Below are 22,761 nucleotides of genomic sequence, written 5' to 3'. Positions count from 1 at the left end.
GGTTGAATACCGGATTCACAACGACCAGTTATGTGCCTAAAAATTATTAAATATTATCTCCAACTATTGGGGTTCACTTCATTTTGGAATAGTTGGTTCTTTTCGTTAAATGGCCGGGATCAGCCGTTTGGCGCAGCTTTTATCCAGGTGGCTAGGGCGATGATCATCGATTGAAAATTAATATATATATCCCGCCTCATATATCATCAGTGAATTAGCCGATCCATCAACCTCAGCTGTTAAAGACTCCTACGGTTAGACTTTTCTGCCCGGATTCAAGATGTTATTAGGATCAAAGGCTTTTTTAACCTTTCGTTGCAGCTCAACCACATCTTCACCAAGTTGAGGCAGTACCCACTTGTACTTCAAATCACCGATCCCATGCTCGGCTGAAATTGTGCCGCCAATGGATTGGACGTACTTGAAGATTTTATTAATTGCATCATTGACGTCGGCTGGCGTTTCGGAATAGTCCTTTGAAACGGCGAAGTTTGGATGGAAGTTACCGTCACCAGCATGGCCACCCAAAAAGGCAGTCACTTTAGACGTGAATTGTAATTTTTCAACAAAGTCAGCCAAATCTGGTAGTTTGGATAACGGCACGGCGACATCTTCCACGATCAAGCGCCCATAAGCAGCTTCTGCCTGATAATAATCTTGGCGAATCTTAATGATCTTCTTGGCATAACCTGGATCGTCGGTGACATTAACCTGCAATGCTCCTGATTTAGTCAAAATCTTCTTCAAAGCGTCAACCGCGCCGGCTGGAGCAACGTCCAATTGGAAGATTAAGAGGGATTCAGCACCGCCCTTACCCAAATCGGACTTTTCCAAATTATCCAGAGCTTCAATCGATGTTTTATTTAAAGCTTCCATCATGGACGGATAGAGGCCACTACCAGAAATATTTTGAACCCCAATGCTCAATTGCTTCATGTTGTTAAAAGTTGCCAACCCTGTAACGGGGTTTCCAAACGGAATTGGTAGTAACTTGACCGTAGCCGCGGTAATAATTCCCAGCGTTCCTTCAGAACCGACAAATAAATCGGTCAAATCGTAAGGGGCATTGTTTTTGAATGTTTTACCACCTAATTCCACCAATTTCCCGTCAGCCAGAACCACCTGCAACCCAACAACGGATTGCTTCGTTGTTCCGTACTTTAACGAGCTCATTCCACCAGCATTGGTTGCAATATTCCCACCGACCGAACTGATTCGCTTGGAACCAGGATCAGGTGAAAAGAAGTACCCATGTTTGCGAACTTCTTCATCAAGATCTGAGTTTAAAACGCCCGCTTGGACAATGGCATACTGGTTGGGAATATTAATTTCCAATATCTTATTGAGTTGTGTCAGGTCAATGATCAAGCCACCCTTTTCAGCCGCCGATCCGTTAACAATTGATGTTCCGGCACCACGAGCAGTAACTGGAATCCGGTTATCGTTCGCAAATTTAACCGCCGCCTGCACATCGGCAACGCTTTTAGCCTGAATAACTGCTAATGGCTGATTATCTTCTTCAATTGCTTCAGTAAATTTATCACTGCTCAATTTCTTGATTTCTTCATTGTCTGACACAATCTGACCATCTGGCAATGATAACTCATTAATATTAACTGACATCTTGTCGCCAACCTTCATCGTTAATTTGAGTACAAGGATCCCCTCATTTGGTATTGATTATGAGTAAATTATTAAAATTTGTCAATGTGCGAAAGTCGACTTTAATCACTAACCTAATGAATCGCAGCAAATAAAAATTAAAATATCATTTGACAATGCCATCTAAATTCAGTATGATTTGATCAACAAAATTTCGGAGGTGTCCTTATGACTCAATCAATGTTTAATGCAATCAATAACTGTTGTCGAACAACGCGCGTTTTGCGATGTTCGGCCTGTTAGCATTGACATTTTGAGGAATACCGACCTTAAAAGTTAATTGCCTTTCAGGGGTATGAACTCAGCAAAGGGTGCGAAAATTCATTTGAGTTTTCGCACCCTTTTTCTATCTATTTTGACATTTGAGAGGATGACATCATGTTAATTCAATCAGTTTCACAACTCATCGGCCACACGCCACTTATTGATCTCCAAATTGATCTTCCAAATCACAGTCACATTTACGCCAAACTTGAAATGTTCAATCCTGGCGGCAGCATCAAGGACCGGCTTGGTCAATACATGATTCAAGATGGCATTGACCGTGGCAAGATCAATGACAGCACCACAATCATCGAGCCAACTGCCGGCAACACTGGCATTGGCGTCGCCTTGGCAACTCAGCAACATGGATTACGAACGATTTTAGTCGTTCCAGAAAAATTTAGTTTTGAGAAACAGCAATTGATGAAGGCGCTGGGGGCAGAGTTAATCAACACGCCGAGTGAATTGGGAATCAAGGGGGCAATCAAGAAGGCACGAGACATTGCCACCAACATCGAAAATAGTTACGTTCCGATGCAATTTGAAAATCCAGCCAATCCGGCGGCCTATTACCACACCCTTGCACCCGAACTCATCGAAGACTTAGGCCAACCCATCACTGCATTTGTGGCGGGGGCTGGCAGCGGAGGCACCTTTGCTGGAATTGCCAAATATCTAAAAGAGCAAAATTCAGCAACCCAAACAATCGTGGCCGAACCAGAGGGATCGATTTTAAACGGCGGTCCAGCTCATCCCCATCGCACCGAAGGCATCGGGGTAGAATTTGTTCCCCCATTCTTTAAGGAGGTCCAAATTGATCAAACTTTGACGATCCCCGATCAGGCCGCCTTTTCCCAAGTGAAACAACTGGCGAGAACCCAAGGGCTGTTTGTTGGCAGTTCAAGTGGTACCGCCCTGGCCGCCAGCTTACAGGTTGTGGAACACTTACCCCAAAACAGCCGGATTGTGACAGTATTTCCAGACAGCAGTGAACGTTACATGAGTGAACATATTTACGACTAAAAACTAAAAGCAAGGTCCTTTATGATGAAATTTGATACGAAATTATTACATGGCGGCATCAGTGAAGACGCAACCACCGGCGCAACGTCTGTGCCAATTTATATGGCATCAACCTTCCGCCAAAACAAAATTGGCGAGAATCAATATGAATATTCCCGATCTGGCAACCCAACTCGAGAGGCAGTGGAAAAATTAATTGCCGATCTTGAAGGCGGCACTGATGGCTTTGCGTTTGCTTCGGGATCTGCTGCAATCGATACAGTCTTTTCACTCTTTTCGGCTGGTGATCACTTTATCGTTGGCAACGATGTGTATGGTGGGACGTTTAGATTAATCGATGCCGTGCTTAAACGCTTTGGGATGACGTTCACCGTCGTCGACACCCGGGATTTACAGGCAGTTGAGCAGGCAATCACCCCGGCAACCAGAGCGATCTACCTCGAAACCCCAACCAACCCACTACTCCGGGTGACCGACATTGCCGCAATCGCTCACATTGCCAAAGAACACAAGCTATTAAGCATTATCGATAACACCTTTGCTTCACCATATGTGCAACGGCCATTAGAACTGGGAGTTGATATTGTTCTCCACAGTGCGTCTAAATACCTTGGCGGCCACAGCGACGTAATCGCCGGCTTGGTAGTCACCAATGATGAAAAGCTAGGCAAACAAATTGGCTATTTGCAAAATGCCATCGGCGGTATCTTGGCCCCACAAGAAAGTTGGCTGCTTCAACGCGGCATTAAGACCCTTTCGCTCCGAATGCGCGCCCATTTAGCAAACGCTGAAGCCATCTTTGACTATCTCTCCCACCAACCACTTGTCAGCAAAATTTACTACCCAGGCAATCCTGACAATCCAGACTATGACATTGCCCGCAAACAAATGCACGGATTCGGCGCGATGATTTCCTTCGAATTACAACCGGGGCTAGATCCAAAGCAATTTGTTGAGCACTTGCAGGTCATTACCCTAGCGGAAAGTCTTGGCGCGCTTGAAAGTCTCATCGAAATTCCGGCCTTGATGACTCACGGCGCAATTCCCCGCGAAATCCGGCTAAAGAATGGCATTCAAGATGAATTAATTCGACTATCCGTTGGCGTAGAGGATCAGCAAGATTTACTGGCTGACCTGAAAGCCGGGTTCGCTGCTTTGGAGAGGAGCGATGACCATGTTTCAAACAGCCCACTCCATTCTCAAGCGTGATCCAGCGGCTCATAGCCTGACTGAAGTCCTGCTAACCTATCCCGGAATCCGGGCATTATTCTGGTACCGAATTGCCCACTTTTTGGTGTTGAGACGTTTCTTTACCCTCGCGAGTTTGATCAGCCAACACGCGGCTCACAGCACCGGCATCTCGATTTCTCCTAAAGCCACCATTGGCAAACGGGTGTTTATCGATCACGGGGTTGGCGTGGTCATTGGCTCAACCGCAATTGTTGAAGATGACGTCACCATTTTGCACGGCGTCACGCTGGGGGCGAGAACAACTGTCTTCGGTCCCCGCCATCCCCATGTTGAACAAGGTGCCTTCCTAGGTGCAAATGCCCAGATCCTCGGCAACATTACCATCGGGGCTTTCAGCAAAGTCGGCGCCGGTGCAGTGGTCTTAGTTGATGTCCCGCCAAAAACCATTGCGGTGGGAAATCCGGCGAGGATTGTTGGCTTAGGCGTCAACAAAATCGTGGAAGTTAATTTCAAACGCTGGAAAACTTAAAGTCAATTATCTAAAAGAGCACCAGCACTCAAACCCTATCTGAGGATTTAACTGCTGGTGCTCGTCTGAACCACATCGACCATTCGCCATCGCAAAATTATATTCCAACAGGAGAACAAAGCGACTAACCAGGCGGTGTAGCAAAACACGTTCATTAATGGCTTCCTTCACGGCCTCTCAGGACCATCTTAAAGGACAGATTTTTCAGTGGTAATTATACGTGAGCCGACCGCAAAATGCAATTTACAATCAAATTCTCTCAAATGATGGTTGACAATAATTAGAATGGCGTCTATTATTATCATTAAATTTTAATGCTAGTTCAAAAAGCAAAGCTCTGAAGAGAAGAGTAGCCAACTAATTAAGCACAAAGAGAATCCGGTTGATGGGAAAGGATCGCTGATACGTTGGTGAAGATGAACTCTGATTAGCAGCATTCAAGTTCACGCTTGAGTTGTCGGGTGCGACCGTTATATCGCCGAGTATCGATCATGGTACTTTTTGAGGTATTATTTGTGAGAATAATACGAATTCAGGGTGGTACAGCGAAGCATTCGCCCCTTAATCAGATTTTCTGGTGTAAGGGGCGGATGCTTTTTTATTTGGTCAAAAGTTTCTGGAAGGGTTTTTATGATTCTTAGCACGCGTTAAAATAACAGTGTATCAAATAAATTTTAAGGAGATTGACACTATCATGGCAAAAGTTGAAAGTTTTACATTGGATCACACAAAGGTTAAAGCACCCTACGTTCGGTTAATTACTGAGGAAACTGGTCAAAAAGGCGACGTTATCTCAAACTACGACTTACGACTGGTTCAACCCAACCAAAACGCGATTCCAACTGCCGGTTTACACACGATTGAACATCTCTTAGCCGGCTTGCTTCGTGACCGCCTCGACGGTGTGATTGACTGCTCACCATTTGGCTGCCGAACTGGTTTTCATTTGATTACTTGGGGCAAGCACAGCACCACAGAAGTTGCCAAGGCCCTGAAAGGTTCACTTGAAGAAATCGCCAACGACATCCAATGGAAGGACGTTCAAGGAACTGACAAATATAGCTGTGGAAATTATCGTGACCACTCATTATTCTCAGCCAAGGAATGGAGCAAAGATATTCTAGCTAAGGGAATTTCTGATGACCCATTCGAACGACACGTTGTCGACTAGTCTCATTTATGAGATTTTGACCCCGTCTTATACCCTTCTCACATTACAACACCAAGCAACTAACATTAAAATAAGTTCACAAATCACTTTGCAACTAAAACTAGGAGGGTTTATATGACAACCACAATTATTGGATTTCCCCGGATCGGGCATCACCGCGAATTAAAATTTGCAACGGAACACTATTGGAAGAACAAGATCGACCAAGCCGCACTTTTAAAAACAGCTGACGAGATCAAGCAGAATCACTGGCAAGCGCAACAAGCGGCCGGAATCGATTTGATTCCAGCTGGTGACTTTTCGTTCTTTGACGGGGTTCTTGATACAGCTAATTTACTGAACATCGTTCCTGCCCGCTACAAACAATTGAATCTATCGCCACTTGATGAATACTTTGCCCAGGCTCGTGGGTACCAACGGGGATCCGAAACGGTTAAGGCCCTCCCAATGAAGAAGTGGTTCAACACCAATTACCATTACATCGTCCCTGAATTTTCCAAGGATACCGATGTCAAATTGGTTGGTGACAAATTATTTAATGAAGTTGATGAGGCCCTCAAGCTCGGAATCAACGCAAAGGCGGTCATCACCGGACCATATACTTTGTTAAAATTAAGCAGGTTTATTGACGGCGCCAAGCCAACTGATTTTACTGATACATTGGCAACCGCTTATTCCCAAGTGCTGCAAAAGCTTGGTCAACAAGGCGTTAAGTGGGTTCAAATTGACGAACCAGCCTTGAGTTTTGACGTTGATGCCGCTGAAAAGCAATTGTTCGACAAACTCTATCAGACAATTTTAGCCAACAAAGGGACTGTTAAGGTCCTCCTTCAAAACTACTTTGGCGATCTTCGGGATGTTTATCATGATGTCACCAGCCTTGATTTTGATGGCATTGGCCTAGACTTCGTTGAAGGCCACTACAACGCCGAATTAATTAAGCAAAATGGTTTCCCAGCTGACAAAGTCTTATTTGCCGGCATTGTCAACGGTAAGAACATTTGGCGGAATCATTACGCTAAGACGATCGCTTTCTTAAATGGCCTTCATACCGATGCAACAATCGTCCTCAGTAGTTCGACTTCCCTGCTTCACGTTCCTTACACGGCTGCCGACGAAACCAAGCTGCCTGCCGATGTGCACCAACACTTGGCATTCGCCACTGAAAAGCTGGCTGAAATTAAGGAATTGGATAACATTTTTCGCGATGAGGCAGATGGTCAGGCCGCTTTGGATAAAAATGACGCCCTCTTTAAGAACGTCAAGCATCCCTATAAAGAAGCGGTTCATGAGCGAATTGCCAAGCTGACTGACGCTGATTATACCCGCTTGCCAAAACGAAGCGAGCGAGAAGCCATTCAGAAAAAGGAATTTAATCTGCCGATCCTGCCAACCACAACGATCGGTTCATTCCCCCAAACCAAGGACGTTCGGCAAAATCGGTCAAAATTACGTAAGGGTGAAATTACCCGTGAACAGTACGATCAATTTAACGAAGACAAAATTCGCCGAATTATCAAAATTCAAGAAGATCTTGGCTTGGATGTACTGGTTCATGGTGAATACGAACGTAACGACATGGTCGAGTACTTCGGCGAAAAGCTGGACGGCTTTGTCTTCACTCAAAATGGTTGGGTTCAATCCTACGGAACTCGTGGGGTCAAGCCACCAATCATTTGGGGCGATATCAACCGGACAGCTCCAATCACCGTCAAAGCATCCGTTTTTGCAAAAAACTTAACCAACAAGCCCGTTAAGGGAATGCTCACCGGACCTGTCACCATCTTCAACTGGTCATTCCCGCGAGAAGACGTTACCCCGAAGGAATCGGTCACCCAAATTGCGTTAGCACTTCAAGATGAAGTCCTTGATTTGGAAAAGAATGACATCAAGATTATCCAAATTGATGAACCAGCTTTGCGGGAAAACTTACCACTCCGAAAATCCAACTGGTACTCTGAATATCTTGACTGGGCTGTGCCGGCATTCCGGCTTGTTCACAGTAAGGTTCAAGCAAGTACCCAAATTCATACCCATATGTGTTACAGCGAATTTGGTGACATTATCAAGGCAATTGATGCTTTGGATGCCGATGTCATTTCGTTTGAAGCTTCCAGAGCGGACTTCACCTTGATTGACGAATTAGTTGCGGCGAACTTCCAAACAGAAGTTGGTCCCGGTGTTTACGATATTCATTCACCTCGAATCCCATCGGAACAAGAGGTTGAAGATTTAATCAAGCAGTTGGTTTCAAAATTACCCGTTGAAAAAATCTGGATTAACCCTGACTGTGGTTTAAAGACGCGTTCTGAAGATGAAGCGTTCGAGAGTCTTCGAAATATCGTTGACGCAACTAAAAAGGTTAGGAGTGCGATTCATGAGCCTAACGGAGTTATTTAACCAGAAAACTGTTTTTTCATTAGAAGTATTCCCACCGAAGAAGACCGCTGATAAGGACACAATTTTGCCGACGTTAGAGCAATTGCAATCGATTAATCCAGACTTTATTTCGGTCACTCTAGGTGCTGGTGGAACTGATCATTATGATCGCACAGTAGAAGTTGCCAACTTGATTCAGAATCAATTAAAGATTCCCGCAATGGCCCATGTACCTGGGTTGTATCAAACCAAGCAACAAGTGTTGGATTTGCTTGATCAACTCAGTTCCATTAATGTCGAAAACGTTTTGGCATTGCGAGGCGACCATATTCCTGATAAACAACCAGCTGGTGATTTCAATCATGCCAACGAACTGGTGGCTTTCATCAAGGAGAATCGGCCCAACTTCAGCATTGCCAGTGCGTGTTATCCCAACTGTCATATGGAGGCGACTGACTTCGTTGATGATATTGGCAATTTAAAGCGGAAGGTCGATTCAGGGGTTGACCATTTGATCACCCAACTATTCTTTGATAACCAAGCCTTCTATGATTTCAAAGAAAAGACTGAAATTGCTGGCATTAACGTCCCAATTGAAGCTGGAATTATGCCATGTACCAATCGCAACCAAATTGCCAGAATTACGCAACTGTCGGGGGTCCCACTACCCAAAAAGTTCCGGGCCATCATGGACCGTTACCAAGACAATAAGGAAGCAATGAGGGATGCTGGGATTGCCTACGCAGTCGATCAGATCATTGATTTGGTATCTCAAGGCGTGGCCGGCATTCATTTGTACACGATGAACCACCCGGGAATTGCCAAACAGATTTGGCAAGAGACCCGCGCGGTGATAAACGCGAAGTGAGTGGGGAACTTGGAATCCCATTCTTATGAATAAAGCAACAAACAGGCCGGGACATCTATTAATTTTCAATCGATGATCATTCACTCAGCCCTAGCCACTTGGATAAAAGCTGCGCAAACGGCTGATATCGGCCATTTAACGAAAAGAACCAATTATTCCAAAATCAGGAATAATTGGTTCTTTTCGTTAACTTCTGGGATCAAATCGCCTAATCCCAGTCTCAAACTACCTAATCGTACTGCCTCAAAAATGCAGACAGTCGCTTCAATCCCTCTTTCAAAGTTGCCTCATCAGCACAATATCCCAAACGCACATGACCAGGCATATCAAAGCGGCTTCCGGGAACCAGCAAGACGCCCTGCTCCTGCAACAATCGGATACAAAACGATTCAATGTCTTCTGGAATATCCAGCTTTGGAAATGAGGTTGACACCGCTTGGGGCATCACAACGCTTGCCCGTGGTTCAGAATCAATCCAGTCTTTATAAATATTCAGGTTATTCAGGACAAGCTGGCGATTGCGGGCTAAGACTTTATCACGATGTTTCAAAATGTAAGTCGCCATCAAGTCATTAAATACCCCACAGCAGATCATTGTGTAGTCCCGATACTTTCGGAATCGATCGGCAAGTTCATGATTACTGGCAGTCCAGCCTACTCGAATACCGGGCATCGAATACGTCTTCGAAAGCGAATTTGTCGCGATCCCTTTATCGTAAAGGTCGACAATCGAAGTGAAGTTTTCGGGATGATCCAATGGCAAATAAACCTCATCAACCAATACATAAGCTCCAACCTCCTCGGCAAGCGCGACCACCTGTTTTAAGAAGACCTCATCGAGCAGGGTGCCGGTTGGATTATTGGCATTATTCAAGCAAATCAGCTTCGTATCCGGACGAATTAATGATTTGAGTTTGGCAATATCCGGATACCAATCCTTATCTTCACGAATATGCCAGAAGTCCACCTCTGCACCCAATGACTTCGGAATGTCATATAACTGCTGATAAGATGGGTATTCTGAAATAACATGGTCACCAGGTTCCACCAGCGCGTACAACGCTAAGTGGTTTGCCCCCGTGGCCCCATTAGTTTGCAAAACATTATCCGGATCAACGTGTTTGTATAATTTACTGACTTCAGCCTTAAAATCAGGTGAGCCTTCAATCCAACCGTAATTCATTTTTTGGCTGTCCAGCAGGTCATAAAAACTCGCGCCACCATTGCCATCAAGGGCCAGGGCTTCTGCCATCGTCATTGACGAAATTGTACTTTGCGAAATATCATAAGTGGCCGACTTTTCCCACTTGTTTAACCATTCTTCAACACCAAAACCAGCAATCTTCATATTATTTTTACTCCTTACTAAAGTCACTTTTTGTCAGTATTTATTATGAAATCATTAAATTTGCGGTACAACTTTTACTCGTCAAAACACCAGTTATATTAAGGGTTATCAAACCCATGCCAGAATCCTTTATATTTATTTTTTCTTATATTCATGATAAGATAAAGTTGGGGATGGAGGTGAGGCTTGTCACATGATTCACTGCCTCTATATTGTTGAAACGTGTTCCAAAGGGCTGATTCTTACCGTGTAACCAACTCGCTTCACTATTCAAGTCAGTTACCCTCCGAGATCACAGCACCCTTTGCCACACTCTTAACGGTTTGCCAAGGGAGATGGTTCTTATGTTGAACTTACTGGTAGCACCTAGCAGCTCTTCTAGTCGTCAGGCTCGCCAATGGCTTATCGACCACGGGATCGAGTTCAAGGAAAGAAACCTTGCCCGCAAGCCGCTAAACGCCGATGAGATTAAGAAACTTCTTCGATTAACAGAAGATGGGACGATGGACCTCATCTCTACCCGTTGTAACGCTTATCACAAGTTAAAAGTTGATATCGATGATTTAACTGTATCACAGTTAGTCGATCTAATGGTAAAAAATCAGGATCTAATCCGCCGCCCAATGATATACAACGATGAACAGCTTCAAGTTGGCTTCAGCGAGGATGATATCAGAAGCTTTTTACCACGTGAAGTAAGAAGAGAAAATCTCAAGGCGTTGATGAACAATCAGGTTGGCGCGCAAGTGTAGTTCAATCATTATTGGGTGTGGGATGAATAAACGAGTTGATGTTGAAAAGATTGAGAGGGCTTTTAATTTCAGAGATTGGGAAAGGCAATTTGATCCCAGAATTTAAGTGAAAAAAGGAATGCATTCTGGCTTTTTGAATGCATTCCTTTTTTTGCTTAAATGGCGGGGATCAGCCGTTTATCGCAAGTTTTATCAATATGAGAAGGGAAAGCCAAGTTGCGTTTATAAACTCTTTGCCGACTAATGTCTCGACCATTTTCACTCAAATAACCAAGACTTTAGATTGATTTCACCGTCTACAAATTGGAACTGCTTCGATCAGGTCATTGACCAATTTCACTTCTCACAAAATCGCCTAGCAGCCGATCGGTCACCCGCTTCAGTGACTTCTTGAGAAATAGGCCAATTAACAATCCACCAATCAGCATACATATCAAGACCGAAAAGTCGACAATGACCGTTCCAACATTTGGACCGCCAATTGCTTCACGAAAGCCGCTGACGCTATATGAAAACGGGAAAATCGGCTGCATAATCCTAAAAATCAGCGGGTTCAATTGAACTGGATACATGGCGCCACTTCCGGCCAACTGAACGGCCACCATCATGACGGCCAGCGCCTTTCCCAGGTTGCCAAACACCGACGCCATCGTGTAAACAATTACCGAGAACGTCAGTGATGTCACCACCCCGACCATCAGCATTAGGAACAAACTTTCCACGTGAACGTGCAGGATAAAGACGGTCGTCAAAATAATAATGACTGTTTGAATCATTGATAAGGTGTTAAACAGTAACATTTTACCAATATATTCTTCACGAGGCTTTAAATTCTTAAACTTATGGTATTTGGGCACGCTGGTATGAAGGACCGCCACCAACATGGCACACCCGACCCAAATTGATAAAGCCATATAGGTCGGCGAAAAGGCGGATCCAAACGTGCTCACTGGATAGATATTTTCATCCTTCACATTAAAGGGCTCAGCCAAGGCATTTCCCATCAACTTTGGGTTGTTTTGCAAAACACTGATGATATCCGCAATATTATTGTCCGAAATCAGCTTCAATTGATTGCTAGCATTCAGAATCACGTCTTTATACTGCAATAGCTGATTCTCCAATTTGCCAGTCGAATCCCCAATCAGCTGATTCCCCCGAATAACGGTATCCAAAGATTTTTCATTTAAATTGCGGACTTGTTTAACATCACTCAAGATGCCTGCAGTCCGATTGGTGGTTGAATTTAATTGCCGCTGGATACCGTTCAGATCATTATGAACGTGATTGTTGTATTGCTGCAATGAGCCATTGAGCTTGGCCATTGTCGAATAAGCATGGTTGACAATGCGCTGTTGAGCACCAGCATTGACCGTACTCCCAGAATTCAACCCCCGCTTCAATGCCGTGACCTGTTGATGTTGCGTATTCAATAGCTGTTCAACACTGGTTAAGCTGTTGATCAAGTTAGTGACTGAAGTTGTTTGGTGACTTTTATTAACCGTCTTTAAGTACGATATCAACGGGGTTAGCTGTCCTCGCACCAAATTAATTTGGGTAACCATCTTGCCAGCCAAACTGTTAACTTGGCTGCGGTTATGAGCTGCACTGGCCGCACTCAATTGTTTCGATAGGGTTGCCAATCGCTTGGCGTTGTCTTGGGAGCTCCTTAATTCCGTGCCAACATTATTAAATGACCGATTCACCGATTGATCAATTGAGTTGATCAGTTCGCGATTGGTTGAGCCGATTGTCCCGGCCACATTGACGTTCTGTGAGGCAGAGATTACCGGCTTTAATTCTGAAAAGGCCATCGCCAAACTGTTGGAAGTATCGCTAATGTCTCCAAGAGATCCAGTTGCCAATTCCATGCTGTCCCCAAGAGAAATGATCAAATCCTTAAGATTCAAAATTTCAGCCTGCTTGCTGCTGGCCTTGTCACCCGCCACATTTAAATAGGAGAAGATGGTCGCGTTGACTTGATATACAAACTGCTTTTTGACCGTACTAACCAGCGTTTTGGCCGCTGTTTCGGTAATCTTATCTCCCATTGGGCTGGATTTGGTATTCGCAGTATAATTAATTTGAGCTTTTGCTGGGTTACTGGACGTGATACTGGTTAGGTCCGCAGAAAAATTGCGGGGAATTTCGACTTCCGCATAATATTTGCCAGCCCGCAACTTGGTTTTGGCAATCTTGGAATCAACGAAGCGCCAACCAATTTGGTGATTCTGTTTCATATTCGCAACAATTTTATCGCCAAAGTTAAACTGCTTTCCTTGCAGCTTAGCACCCTGATCGTTATTCACCACCGCCACTGGAATTCGGCTAACCTCTTGAGTATTGTACGGGTTCCAGAGTGCTTTGACGTTGACCAGCGTATACAGACACGGGAGCACACAGAGCGCAGTAATTGTCAGCAATGCCGCCTTGTATTTGAAAATTGATTTTAAGTCCCGTTGATAAATAAGCTTGATGTTCTTAACCATAATTTGTACCCCAAAATCTGAATAACCGGTTTTTTTCTTCACGAAAATGCATTACAATGATAATAACGCGTCTATTAACCATTAACAATAGTTAACCAATACATTTTTACTTCCAAGGAGATTTTACAGATGAAACGTTCATTAATCAAATCATTGCTGATCGGCCTGCTCGTTATTGCCGGGATCAGCCTATCACAGTCGACTCCCACCGCCGCCAAATCTAAAGCCGCCAAAGTGACCAGTTCCAAAACTTTGACCAAGGATCCGTACCGGGCAGTCAGCGGTTATCTATATACCTCTGCCAAATTAACGAAAAAAGCTCACAATGCCGACAATTACCCGTTGACCACGTTTTATACCTATAAGTCCGCAAATATTACCCGTGCAAATGGTAACAAAGCAGTTTATTATTATGTGAAGAATGGTAATGGCAAGATCAAGGGCTGGATTTGGCGGGGGCATCTAGTTCGGATGCTCAATGTGTCCAAGCAGCGCCAACAAGTCAACCAAATCATTGGCCTGATTGACACGTTATCAATTAACAACACGAATCAGTTGATTTCAATTCTAGAATCCATGAACCGGACAAATACCATCACTGATTTACTCAATCAACTGAGTGATCTCAAGAATTCGATTAGTAACAACGACGACATTGCCAAGCTCAATGAAATCATCCAGATGATCAAGTCTGACGGGCAGGAACTCAACTATTTATTTAGCCAAGGGATTAATAAACTCTATCCAAAGGTAGTGGCCATTCACAACCTGAATGACAAGGTGTTTGCCCTCGCCCAAGGATTGCTCGATCGTCTGAATTAATGAGGACTCAATTTTTCTATGAGAACAATATTTACCTTAATTACACGTGACTTTAAACGAATTTTTCACAGCCGGCCGGTATGGATCACCCTGCTGGCTTTTTGTCTGATCCCAGCTATTTACGCGATTCCTAATATCAAAGCTTCCTGGGACCCATACTCCAAAGCAAATACCAGCCGGCTCCCGATCGCTGTGGTCAACGGCGACGAAGGCAGCACCGTTAATGGTCGATCAATCGATGTCGGGAAACAAATTGTTGGTCAACTCAAGAAGAGTCAAGACATCCATTGGGTCATCACCAACAGCTGGCAAGGCAATAACGGCCTTGACCAAGGAAAATATTACGCTCTAATCGAGATTCCAAATGATTTTTCAAGTAAACTAGGAACGTTGGTCACCACTAATCCCCAAAAGCCAAATATCGTTTACAAATCAAATGAAAAGTTGAACCCGGCCGCCACTAAGATCACTGGTCAAGCCAAAGATACATTAACTGAGCAGGTTCGGGATAATTTCATCAAGATCAGTAGTAAGGCGGCTTTGAAAGAAATGAACGCTGCCGGCGAAAAGCTGGATACCCACAAACCACAAATTTTGCAGATTCGATCATCCTTACTCAATGCGATTAAGACGATTAAGAAAACTCAAGGCTACCTTGGACGGGTCAATGGTGATTCAAAAGACATGCAACAGTATTTGAAGACCGTCAAAACCGACTTACCGAAAATTTCTGCGCAAATCACCGATCTTCAGCGAGTCGTCAATCATGGTAAAGCTTTAACCCGATCAACAAAAACCACCTTGGATAACGCTCGCAGTGATTTAGCAAACGGCTTAACCCAACTCCAATCAGATGGCGAACGGCTCCAATCACTCGCAACTAATCTTGGCACTGGCGACACTTCAACTAATGGGCTGCTCAAAACTGAAATCAACCAAATGCAAAGCCTTGGAAATACCACCGTTGACCACATCAACAACGCATTACGAGTGATTGATGTGGTGAATAATATCTTGCCAAGCAACCAAACCACGTCACTCATCCACTCATTGAGTAACGCCAAGAAAAACATTCGCCAACAACAACGAAGCCTCTCCTCGCTAAAATCGGCTGCTAACTCGGGCGCTTCTAAAAAGTCCCTTAATCACTTGGTCGCTCAGCTGTCAAAGACCGGCGACCAACTCGCTCATAACATTGATGACGCAAATTCAACGTTCAATGATACCCTCAGTCAGAACCTGGACGACCTGGGTAACACACTTGATACTGGCATGACCGGTGATGATCAAGTTCTAGAATCATTGCGCAGCCTAGTGCCCCAACTCAACGCGCTGGCAACTGCCGGTAATTCGATTAGTAAACTATCAATTTCACGAGTCAACCAAATTCACAGCAGATTGGCTGAAATTCAGGATAAGTTAACCAATCTGAATGACCAAACTAAATTCATCAATGAACAAAATCTGAACCGCCTAATTAATTTACTGGGCGAAAATCCTAAAGCAGCAAGTCTTTTATCATCGCCAATCACCCTCAAGCAGGCAGATCTTTATAATATGGGCAAGTTTGGGTATGGTGTCACCCCATTTTATACGACCCTATCGATTTGGATCGGGATCTTGTTGCTGACAACAATTGTTTCCTGGAAATATCGAACACCTAAGAATGAACGATTCCCAAAAACCAATTTGATTGAGAAATACGTGGGTAAATTATTGCTCTACCTCTCAATTTCACTCACCCAAACCAGTTTTACCATGATTGGGGAACTGCTGATTCTTGGCATCAGGCCCGTCAGCGTTCTGGCGATGTTGGCAACCGCCTATACGACGACAATCGTCTTTACAATCATCATGTTCACGTTGGTTTACATGTTTGGCAATGTCGGTAAGGTCATCAGTGTTTTGTTGATGATTGTCCAGTTGTTTGGAACTGGCGGCATTTATCCGCTGGAAACCATTCCGCCATACTTGGCTGCTTTAGCCCCTTACCTGCCATTCACGTATGCCATCCAAGGATTCCGGGAGGCCATTGCTGGCCCAATCCCGGCGGTCTTCTGGCATTCGTTGGGGATTCTGGCACTGTTTGCAGTTGGGTTCTTGGTAATCGCACCATTGAGACGCGTGTTCCAGAAACCGATTAGTGAATTGGAGGAGGGCTTCCATAGTTCCAAGTTGTAAGTGAACGTCAATCAAAAAAGGAGGTTAGACATTTTTGTCCAACTTCCTTTTTTGGTGATGGTGAGATTGGAGCCGTTTCTTAAATCATCACGCGGAGACGGGATTTCCTCTTCGCCATTTTAATTTCTAACATTTCAGCTTCACTTACTTTTCTCAACATTTTCCTTAATCAGACTGTGCAGTTTCTCAAATAGAATTCCTTCCCGCAAACCACTCGTTGAGAATGTGATTCGATCGGAATCCAGGTAATTCATCAATAATACTGCTGGGATCAAGCCGCCAACAATGATATCTGCTCGGTCCTTGCTGATGCCAGGTACCTTTTTGCGCTCTTCGAGATTCTCGCCGAGCATTCGTTGGAAGGTATCGTTGACTTGGTCGTCTTTCAGTTGATAACCATGAATGTCATCAGTATCCAATAAATTGTTGTAACGTCGATTAATCTTGGCAAGGGTCCGATTACTTCCGCCCAAGCCAATGACTGGTAAATTAATCCCGTTTTTCAGCCACCAAACATTCTGGAACATTTTCTCTACATACATGACTGCTTTAAAGAATTCTTGGGCAGACACTTCATCAGCTAATGCAAACTTTGCTGATAAGGTCACCGAACCAACCGGAATACTAATCAAGTTGGTCACTCGGCCATTTTGAACGAGTACAATTTCTGCACTGGCACCACCCGTATCAATAATAACCGAGTTCGTTGCCGGTAAGGTTTCGCTTACGCCGACATAATCATAATAAGCTTCTTGAGAACCCGAGATCACTTCAAGATCAATGCCAAGTTCATTCTTAACGCGTTTCAAAAATTGTTTCTGGTTGGTCGCTTGCCGAACTGCTGCAGTGGCAACGGCTTTAATCGTTAAGTTATCCAGCTTGGAATAAACGTCCTTAAATCCCTTCAAGGCAGCCATTGTCCTTTCAATCGCGTCGGGTTGGAGAACCTTTTCAATCCCCATATTTTCGGAAAGCCGGACATACTCTTTCATCTGGGTGACAGTTTGGTAGGTCGCATCCTTACCAATTTGACTAATCGTCATTCGTACCGAGTTGGAGCCTAAATCGATCACAGCAAAATTTTCCATTACTGATTGTCACTCCCATCATCATCGTTAAATGGATCGGGTTGGTTTTGCGGACTTAGCATTGGTTGAAACTGAGCGCCACTTTTTGGTAGTTGAGAACTCTGTTGCGCCTTAGCGAGCTTAGTTGCTTGAGCTGCAAAGTATTCTTGAGAATCAAGTGGTGCGCGGCCCCGACGGTCAACACGTTTATAAATACCATCTTTATCCAACGTTCGTGTCTTGACATTATCCGTCCACATTGTCTCATAAATGGTCACAACTCGCTGAGCTAAATCCGGTTGCAGCACTGGAAAGAGCTGTTCAACCCGCCGGTTTAAGTTTCGCGTCATCAAATCCGCACTGGAAAGATAGACCTGCTGATCACCGTCAAAGTTAAACAAATAAATCCGACTGTGTTCCAGGAAACGGCCGACAATCGAGTGAACCGTAATGTTCTCGCTGACCCCGGGAATCCCCGTCTTTAGGCAGCAAATCCCTCGAACAATCAGATCAATTGCCACGCCAGCCGTAGAGGCTTCATAAAGTTTAGCAATCATCTCCTGATCAGACAAAGAATTCATCTTCATCTGAATGTGAACTGGGCGGTCAGCCTTCACGTACTTAATTGCTTCATCTAAGCGATCCATGATGAAGTCGCGAATGCCATGAGGGGAAATGTGCAATTGATGGAAATATGGCGGTCTGGAATACCCGGATAACATATTAAAAATATTCGTGACATCAATCCCGATGTCATTGTTGCAGGTGAGCAAGCCTAAGTCCGTATAGAAATGAGCAGTCACGTCGTTATAGTTACCGGTTCCCATGTGGATGTAGCGCCGAATGCCATTTTCTTCCCGGCGAACAACCAGCGATAACTTGGAGTGGGTTTTTAACCCAACCAGGCCATAAATAACGTGACAACCCATCTTTTCAAGCTGCCGGGCCCAGTGAACGTTGTTTTCCTCATCAAACCGAGCTTTAACTTCAACCAATACAGTCACTTGTTTGCCATTTTGGGCAGCTCGACCCAAGTATTTGATGATTGGCGAATCACCTGATACCCGATACAGAGTCATTTTGATGGCCAGGACTTCTTTGTCAATTGATGCCTGGCGGATGAATTCCACGACTGAATCAAATTTATCGTAGGGATGCTGCATCAGCCAATCATGTTCCTTAATTGCATCAAAAATATTATGATCGGAATTGAGTTCTTCCGGTTGGTAAGCCGTATATGGTGGATACTTCAAGTCATCGTGGTCAACCACAGCACTCGCTAGTTTATTGAGGAACGTCAAGTCAATGGGTCCATTGACTTCATAAACGGAATCCTCTTCGGTTTGGAGTTCTTTGACGAGCCGTTTACGGAGTTTCTTACTGATATTGGCATCCACTTCGAGCCGAATGACTTCACCATGCTCTCGTAATTTGAGCTGTTGTTGAACCTTCTTCAATAAATCTGAGGTATCTTCTTCAGCGACATCCAAGTCCATATCTCGAATAACCCGGAAAGTTGAAACTTCTTTGATATCATAGTTGACAAACAATTGATTCACAAAGCGCTTAATCACATCCTCGATCAAAATAAAATCATTTTGAGCCCCTGGCAAACGAACCACCCGTGGAAAAATACTTGGAACCTGGAGAGTTGCGTAAAGCGTCTTTGCATCTGCATCATCATTTTTGGTAATTCGTAAAGAAAGGTTCAATGAATCATTACTGATAAACGGAAACGGTCGCGAACTGTCATCAGCCATTGGTGTCAACACTGGATAGAGCTCATCGTGGAAGTAACCTTTGATGAATTGAAACTGTTTTTCACTAAGGGCATCGATGGTTAACAGATGAATGCCAACCTGATTAATTGCCGGCAACAAGGAACGGTTTAAGGTACTGTATTGCTTGATCAGCATATCATGGGCCTTATCATTTACGGCTTTTAATTGCTGAGCAGGAGTTAGTCCGGAAGCGTCGGTACCCTCGTATTTAACTTCTGTTAACTTAGCTAATGATGCAACCCGCACCATAAAGAATTCATCCAAATTGCTCTGGGTGATCCCAAGAAATTTAACCCGTTCTAACAGTGGATTTGATTTATCCCGAGCCTCATCCAACACTCGGTAGTTAAAATCTAACCAACTAAGCTCTCGGTTCGTATAATAATTGGGATCTTTAAAATCAATTTTTGAACTCATTTTGTTTTCACACTCCTTTGTTTCAGTACAGCTTTAAATCCATATGCTTCAGTGAAAAATTGACTTTTAGAATTAAAAATCCAGTTTTCATAGGCTAAATTGGCATTGCTAAAGACGGTAATAATCACCTTAGGGGCTTTAACTGACACTGAAATTTTCTTGATCTTTTGTTGGCGATCATCATCCAGCGCATCTGCCAGTCGCAGAATTGCAGCTAACTTTGAAATCAGGCGGCGATTATCAGCCGTTAAATGCTGAAAGTGACTCAAATCCTCGCTGGGGGTTGTTGAACTATGGTAACGCGCAACGGCAGCAATTGTCCGCCGCTCCGAATCAGACAAGCCGATAATTTCCGAGTGCTGAATAATGTATTCTGAATGGAGATAATGCTCATGAATTCCAATGTAATTTCCCACATCATGCAAAATCGACGCAACTTCCAGTAAGACCCGTTCGCGATTACCTAATTTGTGAAGCGGCTTTAATTGGTCAAACAAGTGCAACGTGAATTTGGTGACCAGATCTTCATGGTCTTGTTCAACCCCATAGTGAGTTGCCAAGTTATTGGCCATTGTGATTGTTTGAGAAGTGAAATTCTGTTTTGAATAGCCTTTTATGACGGCTTCGTTATTAACTAGGCCATCAACCACGCCAGAATCAGAGAAGCTAATTTCTGTGGCATTAGTCAACCGAATAACCCTTCTAACGAGTAAGAGTTCTGGTAATACCAATGGCACGTAAGACTCATCGACTTTAAGTTGTTCGATTAAATACTGATCAGACGAATCCACTAGATCATCAACCATATTATTAAATGCCTTAGCGGTCAGGCCGCCCTGCTCTTGATCACCGCGATAACGATCAATCATTCGTTTCATAGGCAGTGTGCCCAATAAAATAATTTTACTGGGTTCAGGTTCATGAATCACACTCGAAGGATTGCCAATATAAAAATCATTTAATTTACTATCGATATAATCATTCAAAACACCAATTGAATTGGGAGCCGTCTGCCGCAAGCTTTGTAAATCTTCGGCAATTTTAATGGGTCCTAAGGCAAAATCAGTCGATGAAACAAATTTTCGGTCATCAAATTCAGTAATCACCGTATTCCCAGAAGTGATCCCAACTAAAAAGATGGTCTTAGCTTTACTATCTTTTTCTTTACTAAAATCAACATAGGCTTTTTGATTGCGGTAATAAGTTTCTTGACTTGTAGAGAGCCACCGAATGGTTAGACCAGTGTGAAGAAATAATTGATCAGCAATAAAATCAGCATTGATGGCTTCAGATAATGCTTGACTACCCCAAAGTGTATAGTTGGTTACGCCATAATCATTTAAGATCTGGACAAATCCCGTTAAGGCTTCTGAAACCCGGTCAACGGATTCAAAACTAACTGGCTTATTTTGATAGACATCATCACCAAGATTAATGTCTTTCTTTACCCGCTCCAACGTTTTCAAATTCTTTAGGTTGACAATCAATAATTCTAACCCGGATACGTTTACGATAATTGCACCATAATATTTATCAGTCATCTTACTCATTCCTCTACTTCATTCTGGCAAATTTGGGGCGTCCTTAAATTTATTTTCAAGTTAAGTATACAATATTTGTAATCCTTCTGTATGAAAAGTCGAATAGAATTTTCATTTTCTCTTCAGTTATTTTTTGAGACCATCATCAATTATTTCATTCAATCAGTATACCGACTATAATGAGCACGTATCAAATATTTATGAAAGAAGTGGAAATAATGGCAGAACTGAATGCAGTAAATTCTGGTACTTATCAATTTGATGATCAGTTTAAAATTAATCGGTTAGGATACGGCACCATGCAACTCACTGGGCCGGGAACCTGGGGGCCATACAAAGATTGGAATCAAGCCGTGAGTGTCGTTGAACACGCCACTGAACTTGGTGTTAATTTCTTTGATACCGCTGATTCCTACGGTCCGTGGTTTGCTGACCACTACTTGGCTGCTGGCCTGAAGAAGGCCGCCAACCGCGATCAAATTTTCATTTCGGATAAAGTTGGTCAAACCCGGCAAGGTCCAAGTATTTGGACGCCTCATGGTGAGCCTGGCTATCTTCGTCAACAAGTTGAAGTTTCAATGATGACATTGGGGCTTGACCATGAAGACCTGTTGTTCTTGCATCGAATTGATTCACATTTCCCAGTAGCTGAACAAGTTGGGGAGCTCAAAAAGATGCAGGATGAAGGCAAAATTAAGCACATTGGCCTCAGCCAAGTCACCGTCGAAGAAATCAAAGAAGCCCAAAAATATGCCAAGATTGATGCGGTTGAGAACCTTTATAACGTTGCCAACCACAAAGATGACGATGTGGTGGACTACTGTGAATCCCAGCAGATGGCATTCGTCCCCTGGTTCCCACTCAACACCGGTAAACTAGTCGGTGCTGACAGCCCACTGAGCAATATCGCTAAGAAGTACCATGTTTCCGAAGCCCAAATTGCCTTAGCCTGGTTGTTAAAACGCTCGCCAAACATTCTCCCAATTCCAGGAACGAGTTCAATTCAACATTTGGAGGATAATGTGGCTGCAGCTAACGTTACTTTAAGTGACGCGGATTTCAACCAACTCAGTCAATTGTGAATCAGTCGCCTCATTTAATGAAAGGATTCGCAGAAATCTCTTGGTTTTAACCAGGTAGATGAATGCACAAACTAACACCGAAAGGTGTTATCAGCGTTGATTATCGATATAGTGTTCAACAACTTCCCTGCTCATGTTGCCAAGCGTGCTCATGTAGTAGCTGTGTGACCATAAATGGCCACCCCAAAACTTTT

17 protein-coding genes are annotated in these 22,761 nt (G+C 43.8%); 10 read left to right on the top strand and 7 right to left on the bottom strand.

What is annotated here, in order from left to right; all coding sequences use genetic code 11:
• Positions 1–255 precede the first annotated feature (255 nt).
• Positions 256–1,623, bottom strand: a complete 1,368-nt coding sequence (locus KTE19_RS08190) for an FAD-binding oxidoreductase (protein ID WP_217342054.1) — start codon at positions 1,621–1,623, stop codon at positions 256–258.
• A 417-nt stretch (positions 1,624–2,040) separates the two neighbouring features.
• Here KTE19_RS08190 and KTE19_RS08185 point away from each other — a divergent pair, with 417 nt between their 5' ends.
• The 6 genes from KTE19_RS08185 (at position 2,041) to metF (ending at position 9,087) form a co-directional block, all read left to right on the top strand.
• Positions 2,041–2,949 (top strand): PLP-dependent cysteine synthase family protein, encoded by a 909-nt coding sequence (locus tag KTE19_RS08185; protein WP_217342053.1) that lies wholly within the window; start codon positions 2,041–2,043, stop codon positions 2,947–2,949.
• Between the two features lie 24 nt (positions 2,950–2,973).
• Positions 2,974–4,158 carry a trans-sulfuration enzyme family protein gene (locus KTE19_RS08180; protein WP_217342056.1) on the top strand — a complete coding sequence of 395 codons (1,185 nt, stop codon included), beginning with the start codon at positions 2,974–2,976 and terminating at the stop codon, positions 4,156–4,158.
• A complete protein-coding gene (gene epsC, locus KTE19_RS08175) occupies positions 4,124–4,669 on the top strand; it encodes a serine O-acetyltransferase EpsC (protein WP_217342052.1) in 546 nt (181 codons plus the stop codon). The genes KTE19_RS08180 and epsC overlap by 35 nt, the downstream gene beginning before the upstream one ends.
• 694 nt (positions 4,670–5,363) lie before the next feature.
• Complete coding sequence (locus KTE19_RS08170) at positions 5,364–5,840, top strand: S-ribosylhomocysteine lyase (RefSeq protein ID WP_054746957.1); 477 nt, start codon at positions 5,364–5,366, stop codon at positions 5,838–5,840.
• A 114-nt stretch (positions 5,841–5,954) separates the two neighbouring features.
• Positions 5,955–8,240: a 5-methyltetrahydropteroyltriglutamate--homocysteine S-methyltransferase gene (gene metE / locus KTE19_RS08165; protein ID WP_217342051.1), complete on the top strand. Its 2,286-nt coding sequence runs from the start codon at positions 5,955–5,957 to the stop codon at positions 8,238–8,240.
• Entirely contained in the window at positions 8,218–9,087 is an 870-nt protein-coding gene (metF, locus tag KTE19_RS08160; RefSeq protein WP_217342050.1) for a methylenetetrahydrofolate reductase [NAD(P)H], read from the top strand. Before metE ends, metF begins: the two co-directional genes overlap by 23 nt.
• A gap of 229 nt (positions 9,088–9,316) precedes the next feature.
• Here the strand turns inward: metF and KTE19_RS08155 are convergent, their stop codons facing one another.
• Positions 9,317–10,435, bottom strand: coding sequence for an aminotransferase (locus KTE19_RS08155; protein ID WP_217342049.1), 1,119 nt, complete (start codon positions 10,433–10,435; stop codon positions 9,317–9,319).
• Between the two features lie 344 nt (positions 10,436–10,779).
• Here KTE19_RS08155 and KTE19_RS08150 point away from each other — a divergent pair, with 344 nt between their 5' ends.
• On the top strand, positions 10,780–11,187 hold the full coding sequence (locus tag KTE19_RS08150; RefSeq protein WP_217342048.1) for a Spx/MgsR family RNA polymerase-binding regulatory protein: 408 nt from the start codon (positions 10,780–10,782) through the stop codon (positions 11,185–11,187).
• 323 nt (positions 11,188–11,510) lie between these two features.
• Here KTE19_RS08150 and KTE19_RS08145 read toward each other — a convergent pair whose 3' ends face one another.
• Positions 11,511–13,676 (bottom strand): YhgE/Pip domain-containing protein, encoded by a 2,166-nt coding sequence (locus tag KTE19_RS08145; protein WP_217342047.1) that lies wholly within the window; start codon positions 13,674–13,676, stop codon positions 11,511–11,513.
• 129 nt (positions 13,677–13,805) lie between these two features.
• On the opposite strand from KTE19_RS08145, the gene KTE19_RS08140 reads away from it, so the two are divergent.
• On the top strand, positions 13,806–14,498 hold the full coding sequence (locus tag KTE19_RS08140) for a D-alanyl-D-alanine carboxypeptidase (RefSeq protein ID WP_217342046.1): 693 nt from the start codon (positions 13,806–13,808) through the stop codon (positions 14,496–14,498).
• A gap of 18 nt (positions 14,499–14,516) precedes the next feature.
• Complete coding sequence (locus KTE19_RS08135; RefSeq protein WP_217342045.1) at positions 14,517–16,679, top strand: YhgE/Pip domain-containing protein; 2,163 nt, start codon at positions 14,517–14,519, stop codon at positions 16,677–16,679.
• A 140-nt stretch (positions 16,680–16,819) separates the two neighbouring features.
• On the opposite strand, the gene ppx is transcribed toward KTE19_RS08135, so the two are convergent.
• The 3 genes from ppx to KTE19_RS08120 are packed head-to-tail and all read right to left on the bottom strand — an operon-like array spanning position 16,820 to position 21,485.
• Entirely contained in the window at positions 16,820–17,767 is a 948-nt protein-coding gene (gene ppx / locus KTE19_RS08130) for an exopolyphosphatase (protein WP_217342044.1), read from the bottom strand.
• On the bottom strand, positions 17,767–19,944 hold the full coding sequence (locus KTE19_RS08125; protein WP_217342043.1) for an RNA degradosome polyphosphate kinase: 2,178 nt from the start codon (positions 19,942–19,944) through the stop codon (positions 17,767–17,769). Before KTE19_RS08125 ends, ppx begins: the two co-directional genes overlap by 1 nt.
• On the bottom strand, positions 19,941–21,485 hold the full coding sequence (locus tag KTE19_RS08120) for a Ppx/GppA phosphatase family protein (RefSeq protein WP_217342042.1): 1,545 nt from the start codon (positions 21,483–21,485) through the stop codon (positions 19,941–19,943). Before KTE19_RS08120 ends, KTE19_RS08125 begins: the two co-directional genes overlap by 4 nt.
• Before the next feature lie 218 nt (positions 21,486–21,703).
• On the opposite strand from KTE19_RS08120, the gene KTE19_RS08115 reads away from it, so the two are divergent.
• The gene (locus KTE19_RS08115; protein WP_217342041.1) at positions 21,704–22,567 is read left to right on the top strand and encodes an aldo/keto reductase; all 864 of its coding nucleotides are present in this window, start codon (positions 21,704–21,706) and stop codon (positions 22,565–22,567) included.
• Between the two features lie 90 nt (positions 22,568–22,657).
• On the opposite strand, the gene KTE19_RS08110 is transcribed toward KTE19_RS08115, so the two are convergent.
• Positions 22,658–22,761: transposase (locus tag KTE19_RS08110; protein ID WP_217342055.1), on the bottom strand; the 104-nt coding region annotated here is incomplete at its 5' end.

Origin of the sequence: Lentilactobacillus dabitei, from assembly GCF_019061365.1 — a bacterium.
Lineage (GTDB): Bacteria > Bacillota > Bacilli > Lactobacillales > Lactobacillaceae > Lentilactobacillus > Lentilactobacillus dabitei.
Note: the sequence above shows the minus strand (reverse complement) of the source record. Positions and strands in the feature narration are given on the sequence as shown.